The 11,761-nt window shown below is 54.9% G+C and carries 11 protein-coding genes; 5 read left to right on the top strand and 6 right to left on the bottom strand.

Annotated features, from left to right (window positions below; translation table 11 throughout):
* Positions 1 to 67 precede the first annotated feature (67 nt).
* From cyoE to ACFFLD_RS07615, 6 genes are all read right to left on the bottom strand, one after another.
* A complete protein-coding gene (gene cyoE / locus ACFFLD_RS07640) occupies positions 68 to 991 on the bottom strand; it encodes a heme o synthase (RefSeq protein WP_386038796.1) in 924 nt (307 codons plus the stop codon).
* Positions 949 to 1,269 (bottom strand): cytochrome o ubiquinol oxidase subunit IV, encoded by a 321-nt coding sequence (cyoD, locus tag ACFFLD_RS07635; RefSeq protein ID WP_386038794.1) that lies wholly within the window; start codon positions 1,267 to 1,269, stop codon positions 949 to 951. Before cyoD ends, cyoE begins: the two co-directional genes overlap by 43 nt.
* Before the next feature lies 1 nt (position 1,270).
* Positions 1,271 to 1,891 carry a cytochrome o ubiquinol oxidase subunit III gene (gene cyoC, locus ACFFLD_RS07630; protein ID WP_386038792.1) on the bottom strand — a complete coding sequence of 207 codons (621 nt, stop codon included), beginning with the start codon at positions 1,889 to 1,891 and terminating at the stop codon, positions 1,271 to 1,273.
* Complete coding sequence (cyoB, locus tag ACFFLD_RS07625) at positions 1,891 to 3,867, bottom strand: cytochrome o ubiquinol oxidase subunit I (RefSeq protein WP_386038790.1); 1,977 nt, start codon at positions 3,865 to 3,867, stop codon at positions 1,891 to 1,893. The genes cyoC and cyoB overlap by 1 nt, the downstream gene beginning before the upstream one ends.
* A 3-nt stretch (positions 3,868 to 3,870) precedes the next feature.
* Entirely contained in the window at positions 3,871 to 4,812 is a 942-nt protein-coding gene (gene cyoA / locus ACFFLD_RS07620; protein ID WP_386038788.1) for a ubiquinol oxidase subunit II, read from the bottom strand.
* Positions 4,813 to 5,079: 267 nt separating this feature from the next.
* A complete protein-coding gene (locus ACFFLD_RS07615; RefSeq protein ID WP_386040404.1) occupies positions 5,080 to 5,847 on the bottom strand; it encodes a DeoR/GlpR family DNA-binding transcription regulator in 768 nt (255 codons plus the stop codon).
* A gap of 242 nt (positions 5,848 to 6,089) precedes the next feature.
* On the opposite strand from ACFFLD_RS07615, the gene ACFFLD_RS07610 reads away from it, so the two are divergent.
* The 5 genes from ACFFLD_RS07610 to ACFFLD_RS07590 all read left to right on the top strand — a co-directional run bounded on the left by ACFFLD_RS07610 (position 6,090) and on the right by ACFFLD_RS07590 (position 11,744).
* Positions 6,090 to 6,935: an outer membrane protein OmpK gene (locus tag ACFFLD_RS07610; RefSeq protein WP_386038786.1), complete on the top strand. Its 846-nt coding sequence runs from the start codon at positions 6,090 to 6,092 to the stop codon at positions 6,933 to 6,935.
* A 36-nt stretch (positions 6,936 to 6,971) separates the two neighbouring features.
* On the top strand, positions 6,972 to 8,255 hold the full coding sequence (locus ACFFLD_RS07605; protein ID WP_386038784.1) for a NupC/NupG family nucleoside CNT transporter: 1,284 nt from the start codon (positions 6,972 to 6,974) through the stop codon (positions 8,253 to 8,255).
* Positions 8,256 to 8,338: 83 nt separating this feature from the next.
* Positions 8,339 to 9,133 carry a deoxyribose-phosphate aldolase gene (gene deoC, locus ACFFLD_RS07600; protein ID WP_386038782.1) on the top strand — a complete coding sequence of 265 codons (795 nt, stop codon included), beginning with the start codon at positions 8,339 to 8,341 and terminating at the stop codon, positions 9,131 to 9,133.
* A complete protein-coding gene (deoA, locus tag ACFFLD_RS07595) occupies positions 9,133 to 10,488 on the top strand; it encodes a thymidine phosphorylase (RefSeq protein ID WP_386038780.1) in 1,356 nt (451 codons plus the stop codon). Before deoC ends, deoA begins: the two co-directional genes overlap by 1 nt.
* Positions 10,485 to 11,744, top strand: coding sequence for a phosphopentomutase (locus ACFFLD_RS07590; protein ID WP_386038778.1), 1,260 nt, complete (start codon positions 10,485 to 10,487; stop codon positions 11,742 to 11,744). The genes deoA and ACFFLD_RS07590 overlap by 4 nt, the downstream gene beginning before the upstream one ends.
* Positions 11,745 to 11,761 lie beyond the last annotated feature (17 nt).

Here is an 11,761-nt window from a genome sequence, read left to right as displayed (position 1 = left end):
AAACGCCCCGAGCAGAAGACTGCCCGGGGCGTTTTGTTAGCGCATTAAACCTGCATGTCGAACGACATTACACCAGCATCGGCACCATCGCTTCCAGCACCATGACGAGACTCATCGCGGTGATGGTGAGGATAGACACACCGAAGACTCGCTTGGCCCAGCGCACATCGTCGTCCAGACGATAGCCGCGCAGTGCCAGATAAAGCCAGTAGCCGCCCATGGCCAGTGCCACGCACAGATACCCGGCCCCGGCTTGGCTTGCCAACCCCAGCGCCAACGAAGCAGGAATAAACGCTACGATGTAGCCAAGGATATGGTGTTTCGCCATTTTGATACCGCGCACCACCGGCAGCACCGGAATGGAGGCGCGTTGGTAGTCAGCGTAGCGAAAAATCGCGATCGCGTACGAGTGAGGCATTTGCCACAGGCAGAAAATCACCAGCAACATGATGGCGCCACTGTCAAACTGACCAGTGACCGCACAGTAACCCACCACCGGCGGCATCGCGCCAGAAAGGCTGCCGACCAGAGTGCCGTACTCGGAGCGGCGTTTCATATAGAGGCTATAAAGCCCTACATAGACGCCCCAACCAATCACCGCCAACGCAACGGTCAACCCGTTCGTGCCTAGCGCAAGACATACCACGCCCGACACACCCAATAGCGCCGAAACGCCCAGGGCTTGAGTGATCGAGATACTGCCTCTGACCAGGGGGCGATGGCGCGTGCGCGCCATCAATGCATCGATATCGCGGTCGATGACGTTGTTACACGCGCATCCCGAAGCGATGATCAACGCAATCCCTACCATGACAGAGACAAAGCTGAGCCACTCAAACTGCCCTTGAGCCGCCAGAAAATAACCGCCCAGCGTAGCAATCAGGTTACCCCCGATAATGCCCGGCTTGGTTAACTCCAGCAGATCCTTCCCGCGGCTAGGTGCCGCGATCAGCCGATCATCATGTTGAGATGCAGATGCTGCATGATCCACAGCGAGCCTCCTACCACTAAGACGAGTATCGTCAGCGTGAAGACGAAGGACATCAAATTCCAGCCCTCGTCGGCTTTGGTATTCATATGCATGAACATGACCAGCTGAACCAATATCTGCAACACGGCGGTCACGGTGATCACTATCACGGTAGTGAGCATGCTGAAGGAGCCGGTCATTACCACCGCGAAGGGGATAACTGTCAGTATTAGCGACAATACCAGTCCTGTCACATACGATTTAACGCTGCCATGGGCGTCGGATGAACTAGAACTCATCTCACAGCACTCCCATCAGATAAACAAATGAGAAAACACAGATCCAGACGATATCGAGGAAGTGCCAGAAAAGGCTTAGGCACAGAATTCTCGGCCGGGTCATATCGTTCAACCCTTTCGTCGAAAGCTGAACCAACATCACCGCAATCCAGATCAAACCAAAGGTCACGTGCAGGCCGTGTGTGCCGACCAGCGTGAAGAAGGCTGACAGGAAGCCGCTACGGTCTGGCCCATAACCTTCATGGATCAAGTGGTTGAACTCATAGAGTTCCATGCAAATAAAGCTAAGGCCCAGCAGGAACGTGATGCCCAACCACATCTTTACCTGGCCAACGCGATTGGCATTCATCGCCAACACGCCCATGCCAAAGGTAAAACTACTGATCAGCAGCGCAAAGGTACTGACCAGAATAAGCGGCAGTTCAAAAATATCCGCGCCGGTCGGCCCACCCGCCGTGCCCCTCATGAGCACGGCGTAGGTGGCGAATAGTGACCCGAAGATCACCAAGTCGCTCATTAAGTAGACCCAGAAACCAAATACCTTGGTACCTGCGGCGTCGTGATGCTCTTCCTCGTGCTCCACAGGGTGGTGCGCGCTGTGATTTAACGTATCAGTCGACATTACGCTTGGGCCTCCACACGTTGTTGATGGGCACGTTCGATTCGCTCGACCTCAGCAGCCGGTACGTAGTAATCGATATCGTCGTTAAATACCCGCATCAGGAAGCTCACCAGCATGCCCACGGCACCAACGCCAGCCAGCCACCAGATGTGCCAGATCATGGCAAAACCGAAAATCATCGCAAAGACACTGATGACCGGACCGGCCACGGTGTTTCTCGGCATGTGAATATCGGTGTATGGCGCTTCGTTCAGCTGTTCGCTGCTACGCTGTTTTTGCGTCCAGAAGCTATCGATATCGCCCACTTCAGGCAGACGCGCAAAGTTGTAGAACGGCGCAGGAGAAGAGGTAGACCACTCAAGAGTACGGCCATCCCAGGGGTCGCCCGTGACATCGGCATTTTTGTGACGGTCACGAATACTCACGGCAAACTGAATCACCGTACAGGCGATACCCGCGGCAATAATGCACGCACCGATAAAGGCAATGATCATCCAGATTTGCCATTCAGGGTTCACGTAAGACTGCATGCGACGCACCGCACCGAAGAAGCTCAGTACGTAAAGCGGCATAAAGGCGACGTAGAAACCGATGAACCAGCACCAGAAAGAACGCTTGCCCCATTTCTCGTCCAGCGTGAAGCCGAAGGCTTTCGGGAACCAGTAGGTCAGACCCGCCAGCATACCGAATACCACACCACCGATGATGACGTTGTGGAAGTGAGCGATAACAAACAGGCTGTTATGCAGCACGAAGTTAGCCGCCGGCACTGCCAGCATTACCCCAGTCATACCGCCCAGAGTAAAGGTAATGATAAAGCCCAGCGTCCATAGGACCGGTGACGTCAGTTCTAGGCTTCCGCGGTAAATGGTGAACAGCCAGTTAAATACTTTCACCCCGGTAGGAATTGCGATGATCATCGTCATGATACCGAAGAAGGCGTTCACATTGGCGCCCGCGCCCATGGTGAAGAAGTGGTGCAGCCAGACAATAAAGGACAGTATGGTGATGGCAATCGTTGCCCATACCATCGTCATATAACCAAACAACCGTTTACGCGCAAACGTTGCAATGACTTCTGAGAACACCCCGAAAGCAGGCAGAATCAGAATGTAAACCTCAGGGTGACCCCACGCCCAAATGAGGTTGACGTACATCATCATGTTGCCGCCAAAATCATTGGTGAAGAAGTGCATACCGAAGTAACGGTCAAGCGTTAACAGCGCAATGGTCGCGGTCAAGATCGGGAAAGAAGCGATGATCAGTACGTTGGCGCACAGCGACGTCCAGGTAAAGATCGGCATGCGGAACATGGTCATGCCTTTGGTACGCATCTTCAGGATCGTTACGAAGAAGTTGATACCGGTAAGGGTGGTACCTACCCCGGATATCTGTAACGCCCATATCCAATAATCGACCCCGACCCCGGGACTGTACTCCAACCCCGATAACGGCGCGTAAGCGAGCCAGCCAGTAGCGGCGAATTCTCCTACGAACAGTGAGATATTGACCAGCAGCGCGGAAACCGCGAACAGCCAAAAGCTCAGGTTATTCAGGAACGGAAATGCAACGTCGCGAGCGCCAATTTGCAGCGGCACCACCAGGTTCATCAAACCGATGACCATAGGCATGGCAACGAAGAAGATCATAATAACGCCGTGGGCGGTAAAGACCTGATCATAGTGATGAGGTGGCAAGTAACCTGCCGACTCACCAACGGCTATCGCCTGTTGTGTACGCATCATGATGGCATCGGAGAAGCCACGCAGCAGCATGACCAACGCCACGATGAAGTACATAATACCGAGTTTTTTATGGTCTACAGAGGTAAACCATTCGTTCCACAGCCAGCTCCATTTACGGAAATAGGTGATAGCGCCGAGTAGCGCCAGCCCCCCCAGCATTACCGCGAGACCCACTACGACGAGAATGGGCTCGTGATAAGGAATTGCTTCTAAGGTTAATTTACCGAACACGGGTTACCCTCCCACCTCGTTGCTCATAGATTGATGAGCGTCGTGGCTGTCGATGGCCGGCGCACGATCTTCATCACTTGAATCGCTTGGGTTGCTACCTGTATGGAAGCTTGAAACGAGACGCTCGTATAACTCAGGCGAAACGTTTGAAAAGTACTCGACCGGATGATACTCAGTCGGCCTGGCCAGTTCAGCGTAACCTTCTGGGTACGTGAGCGTATCAGGCGAGCCTGCTACTTCAGCGACCCAGGTATCAAAGCCTTCGTCTGACATGACGTGCGCATCAAACACCATGCCGGAGAAACCTGCGCCGCTATAGTTGGTCGAACGACCATCGTAGACGCCGATTTCATCTGCGATAAGGTGAACGTCATTATCCATTCCAGCCATGGCATAGATCTGGCTGCCTAGCGTTGGAATAAAGAAGGAGTTCATTACCGAGTCGGAACTGACCCGAAAACGCACTGGGGTATCCACTGGGAAAGCCAGTTCGTTAACAGTCGCGATGCCTTGTTCGGGGTAGATAAACAGCCATTTCCAATCGAGCGCTACGGCTTGAATCTCAATCGGTGCCACATCGCTTTCAAGCGGTTTGTGCGGATCAAGGCTATGGGATGTTCTCCACGTCAACAGAGCGAGAACAGCGATAATCGCGCAGGGCACGATCCAGATCACCGCCTCAATCAGGTTGGAGTGCGCCCAGTCAGGTAGATAGTCATCTCCCTCGTTACTACGCCGATAGCGCCAGCCAAAAAACAGCGTCATGACAATAACAGGGATAACCACAATCAACATCAGGCCGAAAGCAGTTAAAATCAGAGTTCGCTGCTCAGCGCCAACCTGGCCTTTAGGGTCTAATAGCGCTGAACTACAGCCTGCTAAAAACAGGCACAACGCAAGTAGCACGAGTGTGCCTCCCCTGCGCCATAGTGAGCGTCGTTGCATGGTGTGATCTCGTCGGAGGTTCAATGTACACTAGCCGGCTTTGTAGCGGACTAACTATCTATCACCCCATACTCTTACCAAAGCATACTCTGATGGCGAGTATCGTCGCTCCGGGAAGAATATGCGCCGCCGAGTGGGGATTGGCGACGGGTCTTACTCGCTATACAACTAAGACAATAGTATTTTCTATTGATTGAGATCATGAAAGAAGTGACGCATTGCCGCACCCTAAGCATTGACTATGCTTAAGATTTTCTATAAACGACTTTACGCTAAAGAGACTTCTGGCAAACTATAGCCTTTATTTTCAAGTAGTTGCGGCGCTCCCTTTTCATCGGTAACGACCACGTCAAAATCGCCCAGTGCGGCAAAATAGGCAGGTCGCACCACACCAAACTTGCTGGCATCCACCACCAGTAAACGCTGCATGGCGGTCTCAAGCGCTGCCTGTTTAGGCGCTACTTCATGAAAGTGAAAACAGCTAATACCTCGTTCCAGATCCACGCCTGCGGCAGAGATAAACGCTTTATTGATCCCTAAGCGCTTAATCGAGGCGACCATATTATCGCTGCCAAATGATTGCGAGGCGGCATAAAACAGCCCACCTAGCAGTACCAGGCGTACATTGGGCAGCGTGGCAACCGCGTTGGCCACATTAAGTGCATAGGTCACCACCGTTAATTCATTAAAGTGGCTAAGCTGACTCAATAGCGGAATCAGGGTCGAGCCACAGTCAATGAACAGCGTATCGCCCTCTTCGATAAAGGAGAGCGCTCGTTGGCACAGCTGATACTTCGCCTGATGGTGGCTCGCCTGCTGCTCTGATAAATCATAAATAGGAGCTACGCCTGGATAGTTAGCCATTACCAAGCGACCGCCAAGGAGGCTGATCGCCGTGGCTTGGGTAGTGAGGTCACGGCGAATGGTCATTTCCGAGACCTCACAAAGCTCAGCCGCCTCGCGTAGATGAAGCATACCCCCGCTGGTCAGCGCTTCCTCAAGCTTGGCAAGACGTAAAGCGCTACGGCCATTCATGGTGGGCATTTCAGGCAACCCCGCTTGTTGTGATTATCGTAATGATTCGGCTTATCCAACCCGCTCGGCACCAAGACGAAAGACATATGACATTTAAATAACGTTGATGTGACAATACTTGCAAATTGCCGTTATAAAAATAACACTTAATGTTATAATTTTAACATTAACGCCAGCCCGCACGACCCTACCATCGGCTTGCCACTTAATGATGGCGCCAATACAACTCTGTTGAGGCTTTCATGACTGCTCAAACCCATTCTCGTTCACTGCCCATCGTCACCCTTAGTGCTGGCGTTCTGCTTGCAAGTACCGTGCTGGCAACACCAGCCTTCGCTGATGACCCTCAGCCTCATCCGCTTAATCGGCTGTGGTCATTTGCCAACGTCTCGGTGAACTACCTGGACTGGTCGAACGGCACCGAAGCACGCACTGCCTCTAATGCCGCCAAAAGCGACTTCATGTTTCTCGAAATTGAAGGCGGAGCTGGCTTCAGTTGGGGCGAGTTTTACGGCTTCTTTGATTTCGAGAACCCGACCAACGATCAATTCGATGAGTCCAGTGGCGGTAAAGACAACTTCCGCACCGCAGGTAAAGTTACCTCACATATTTACCTGGGTGACACGCCGCTGTCAGTTTACGCCCACCTTTACGACTTCCGTGACTACGGTTATGACAGCCGCGAGCAGGATCAGATCCTGGGCCTTGGCTACCGCACTACCTTTGATAACGGGCTATGGTTTAAACCCTTCATTGGTGCTGCACGGGTACAAAGCAATAGCTATACCGGCATGAACGGCTATATGGCAGGCTGGGTCGCGGGTTACGATTTCTCGGCCCTCAACCAGAACTTCAGTATTACTAACTGGCACGAGCAAACTTTTGATCGTGACGATGAATACCTAGAAGATAACTATGTGAACGGCACAGCAGGCAGTGTGGGCACCAACGGTGCACTGAGCCTATGGTGGCATCCTACTGACTTGATCACCACCGGTGTTCAGTACCGCTATTCTAATAACAAATTGGGCACCCCCAATGAGTACCAGAATGCGATGATCTACTCCGTCAAGCTCAACTTACTATAACCGCGTTTACTTCTCGCGAACTCGAAGGATCCCCATATGACACTCCTTATGAGCTTGGTGGGTATGATCACGCTGGTGATCATCGCTCTGATTTTCTCCTACGACAGAAAGTCTATCCGGCTTCGTACCGTGCTGGGCGCCTTTGCCATTCAAGCCGGTATCGGCGCTTTTGTTCTGTACGTTCCCTTTGGGCAAGCGGTACTTCAGGCGATCTCCTCTGGGGTTAGCCAAATTCTGGTCTATGCCAACGACGGGATCGGCTTTCTGTTTGGCGGCCTGGCGGATGTAGAGAACGTCGGCTTTGTGTTTGCCATTAAAGTGCTGCCGGTCATCATCTTCTTCTCGTCTTTAATCGCCGTGCTTTATCACATCGGCATTATGCAGTGGGTCATTCGTATCTTGGGTGGCGCACTGCAAAAAGCCTTGGGCACTTCGCGTACTGAATCGCTGTCCGCCACGGCCAATATCTTCGTCGGCCAAACCGAAGCACCGCTGGTGGTACGCCCGTTTATCGCCCGCATGACACCGTCACAGCTGTTTGCGGTGATGTGTGGTGGTCTGGCATCGGTAGCCGGTTCGGTACTGGCAGGCTACGCCGCGCTGGGTATTCCTATGGAATATCTGGTCGCGGCCTCCTTTATGGCGGCCCCCGGCGGGTTGTTATTCGCCAAGCTGATCATGCCCGAAACACAGGACGTTACCGATAGCGACAGTGTCTCCAAGGTGGAAGAAGATATTGAGGCGCTGGAAGATAAGCCTGCCAACGTACTGGACGCTGCAGCCTCGGGCGCCACATCAGGCTTGATGCTGGCAGCCAACGTGGGTGCTATGCTGCTTGCCTTCATCGCCTTGATTGCCCTGATTAACGGTATCCTCGGTGGCATTGGCGGCTGGGTAGGCTTTGAGTCACTCAGTTTGGAGCTTATCCTGGGTTGGCTGTTTGCCCCGCTGGCCTTTCTTCTCGGCGTACCGTGGGAAGAGGCTACGCTTGCAGGCTCGTTCATTGGCCAGAAACTGGTGGTTAACGAGTTTGTCGCCTTTATTAACCTGGCACCCTACATTGATGGGGAACAGGTGGTGGCTGCGACGGGTCAATTGATGACACCGCACACCATGGCGATTCTGTCCTTTGCGCTGTGTGGCTTTGCCAACCTCTCCTCCATCGCTATTTTGCTGGGGGGACTGGGCAGCATCGCTCCCACTCGTCGCAAAGAGATCGCTCGCTTTGGCGTTAAGGCTGTATTGGCAGGCACCTTATCCAACTTGATGTCAGCCTCTATTGCTGGCTTTTTCATCGCCCTCAGTAGCGCCACTGCGTAACACCGCAGGGACTATTGAAGGTGGCGGGCACTGCGGTTTTAGTCGCAGTGCCCGTTTTATCTTTTACTATTAGTGAGAATTACATGACCGCTTCTGCTTTTACTGATATCACCCGCGCGGCTCAACAGGCGCTAGGGCTGATGGATCTGACAAGCCTGAATGACAGTGACAGCGATGCCACTATCGAAGCTCTCTGTCAGCAGGTGAAAACGCCTTTTGGCACCCCTGCCGCGGTCTGCGTCTACCCGCAGTTTATTGTGACGGCCCAGCGCGCACTCACCGCGCATACCCTGAATGGTCAGGTGAAGATTGCCACAGTGACCAACTTCCCTGACGGCGGCAACGACATCATGGGCGCCGCTCGCGAGACCCGCGATGCGGTTGCGTCCGGGGCTCATGAAGTTGACGTGGTGTTTCCTTACCGCGCGCTGATGGCGGGCGACGAAGAGACCGGTCTTGAGTTGGTCGAGATGTGTAAAGCCGCCTGCGCCGGTCAAGCGCTGCTCAAAGTAATCATTGAGTCCGGCGAACTCAAGGAGCCTGCACTGATCAAACGCGCCAGCGAACTCGCCATTGAAGGCGGTGCCGACTTTATTAAAACGTCGACCGGTAAAGTGGCCGTTAACGCTACCCTGGAAGCCGCTGAAATCATGCTTACCGCGATTAAAGACAGTGGCAAAGACGTGGGTTTTAAAGCCGCTGGCGGCGTTAAAACCGCTGAAGACGCAGCTCAATACCTTACCCTGGCAAGCGACATTATGGGTCCGGGCTGGGTATCTCCCGAGCACTTCCGCTTCGGCGCGTCTAGCCTGCTAGGAAACCTACTTGCGACCTTGAGCGGCAATACCAACGCTGCCCCTACCGACGGAGGTTACTAATGTCGTCTAACGCTCCTCATCACGCGCTACTTCCTCAAGAGCTCATCCGCTTGAAGCGCGACGGTCAACCGCTGCCTGCCGAAGAGATCAAAGGCTTCGTTCAGGGCATCGCCGATGACCGCATCAGCGATGCCCAGATCGGCGCTTTTACCATGGCGGTATTTCTTAACGGCATGAGCCGCGAAGAAGTCGTGGCGCTGACCACCGCTACCCGTGACTCCGGCCATGTGATGCAGTGGCAAGACCTGAACCTACCCGGCCCGATTGTCGATAAGCACTCCACGGGTGGCGTGGGCGACTTGGTTTCGCTAGTGCTGGGCCCGTGGGTGGCCGCTTGCGGCGCCTTCGTCCCGATGATTTCAGGGCGCGGCCTGGGCCACACCGGCGGCACGTTGGATAAGCTTGAGTCGATCCCCGGCTACGACCCCTACCCCGCACCAGAGCGTTTTCGTGACGTGGTTAAATCCACCGGTGTTGCGATTATCGGCCAGACCGGTGATCTGGCTCCGGCCGATAAACGCATCTACGGCGTGCGCGATGTCACCGCCACGGTGGAATCGATCCCGTTGATTACCGCGTCTATTCTGGGCAAGAAGTTGGCCTCTGGCCTGGATGCGCTGGTCATGGATGTGAAGGTGGGCAGTGGCGCCTTTATGCCCACCCCTGAAAAATCCCGTGAGTTGGCCAAAAGCATCGCCAGCGTAGCCACCCAGGCTGGCACGCCGACCACCGCTCTGCTGACCGACATGAGCCAGCCGTTGGCATCGTGTGCCGGTAACGCGGTGGAAATCGTCGAAACGCTGGCGCTGCTGCGCGGCGACCGCCCGAATAGCCGCGTGATGCAGGTCACTCGCGAGCTGGCGGTGGAAATGCTGATCGCGGGCAAACTCGCAAGCTCGCGTGAAGACGCCCTGAGTCAGCTTGAGAAGGCGCTAACCTCCGGTGCGGCCGCCGAAGTATTTGCCCGTATGGTGCGCGAGCTTGGTGGCCCAAGCGACTTCATGGAGCGCTCGGAGCACTACCTGGCAAGCGCTGAAGTGATTAAGCCAGTATTTGCCGAACAGGCAGGTATCGTGCAGCGCATTGATACCCGAGCGGTCGGCATGAGCGTAGTCGAATTGGGCGGGGGCCGCCTGCGCAACGACGCCAGCGTTGATCATAGCGTTGGCTTCTCGGATATCGTCGAAATCGGCGAGCACGTGGACACCCAGCGCCCCCTCGCCATGGTTCACGCCCGTAGTGACGCTGCCGCCGACCGTGCCGCCGAACAGCTTCGCGCGGCGTTCACGATCAGCCAGGGCGCTGCCAGCGCCGACACGCTACTACAAGACACTTTCCGTGGAGAAGAGCTATGAGCCGCGCGATTGTATTGGTACTCGACTCTTTTGGTATTGGCGCCGCGCCTGACGCGGCAGCCTTTGGCGATGAAGGCGCTGACACGCTGGGCCATATCGCCGCCGCCTGCGCCCGTGGCGAGGCAAATACCGACCAGCGTTCAGGGCCGCTCAGCCTGCCCAACATGGCTAAATTGGGCCTGTTTCACGCCCATCGCGACAGCACCGGTAGCGTCGCTGAAGGCGTAGCGCTACCCGATAACGTGGAAGGCGCGTACGCCCACGCCCAAGAGATATCCAGTGGTAAAGACACGCCTTCCGGCCACTGGGAAATTGCCGGGGTGCCGGTACGTTTCGAGTGGGGCTACTTCCTCGATAAAACCGACAGTTTCCCGCTGGAACTGCTCGACGCCATCGTGCAGGAAGCCGACCTCACCGGAGTGATCGGCAATTGCCACGCCTCGGGTACCGAGATCATCGCCCGCCTGGGCGAAGAGCATGTCGCCACGGGCAAACCGATTGTGTACACCTCGGCAGATTCTGTTTTTCAGATTGCCGCCCACGAGGAGCACTTTGGTTTAGAGCGGCTTTACGCGCTATGCGAGATCGTCCGAGAACTGCTCGAGCCTTACAATATCGGCCGGGTGATCGCTCGTCCGTTTATCGGCGAAGACAGCACCACGTTCGCTCGCACCGGCAACCGTCGTGACTATAGCATCGAGCCACCCTCGCCCACGGTGCTGCAAAAGCTCGCCGATGCCGGCGGCAACGTGGTATCGATTGGCAAGATTGCCGATATCTACGCCCATTGCGGGATTACCCACAAGATCAAGGCCAGCGGCCACGACGCACTGATGGACGCCACGCTTAGTGAAATTGAGCGCACCCGCCAATCGGGGAATGAATCATCAAGCGTTGGCGACCGCACCATGATCATGACCAACTTCGTCGACTTTGACTCGGTCTATGGTCATCGCCGCGACATACCGGGCTATGCGGCCGCGCTGGAAGATTTCGATGCTAAATTGCCCACGTTGATCGCGCAGTTGAGTGACGACGATCTGTTGATTCTAACCTCGGATCATGGCTGCGACCCCAGCTGGCATGGCACCGAACACACCCGTGAGTATATTCCCATTCTGGTGCATGGCCCCGGCTTTACCCCCGGCACTCTCGGTCAACGCAGCACCTTTGCCGATATTGGCCAAACGCTGGCCGACTTTTTCCAGTTGCCGGCCATGGCCGATGGCAAAAGCTTTCTACCTAACGCTAAATAAAGGCTAGCGCCGCTTAA

Origin of the sequence: Vreelandella sulfidaeris (genome assembly GCF_042429665.1) — a bacterium.
Classification (GTDB): Bacteria; Pseudomonadota; Gammaproteobacteria; order Pseudomonadales; family Halomonadaceae; genus Vreelandella.
The sequence above is the reverse complement of the archived record's forward strand: the minus strand, read 5'-3'. Positions and strand labels throughout refer to the sequence as shown.

What these genes read in the sequence shown, in the direction of transcription:
- cyoD (WP_386038794.1), bottom strand. Translation starts at nt 1,269, where the DNA reads ATGAGTTCTAGTTCATCCGACGCCCATGGCAGCGTTAAATCGTATGTG.
- cyoC (WP_386038792.1), bottom strand. Translation starts at nt 1,891, where the DNA reads ATGTCGACTGATACGTTAAATCACAGCGCGCACCACCCTGTGGAGCAC.
- cyoA (WP_386038788.1), bottom strand. Translation starts at nt 4,812, where the DNA reads ATGCAACGACGCTCACTATGGCGCAGGGGAGGCACACTCGTGCTACTT.
- ACFFLD_RS07615 (WP_386040404.1), bottom strand. Translation starts at nt 5,847, where the DNA reads ATGAATGGCCGTAGCGCTTTACGTCTTGCCAAGCTTGAGGAAGCGCTG.
- ACFFLD_RS07610 (WP_386038786.1), top strand. Translation starts at nt 6,090, where the DNA reads ATGACTGCTCAAACCCATTCTCGTTCACTGCCCATCGTCACCCTTAGT.
- ACFFLD_RS07605 (WP_386038784.1), top strand. Translation starts at nt 6,972, where the DNA reads ATGACACTCCTTATGAGCTTGGTGGGTATGATCACGCTGGTGATCATC.
- deoC (WP_386038782.1), top strand. Translation starts at nt 8,339, where the DNA reads ATGACCGCTTCTGCTTTTACTGATATCACCCGCGCGGCTCAACAGGCG.
- deoA (WP_386038780.1), top strand. Translation starts at nt 9,133, where the DNA reads ATGTCGTCTAACGCTCCTCATCACGCGCTACTTCCTCAAGAGCTCATC.
- ACFFLD_RS07590 (WP_386038778.1), top strand. Translation starts at nt 10,485, where the DNA reads ATGAGCCGCGCGATTGTATTGGTACTCGACTCTTTTGGTATTGGCGCC.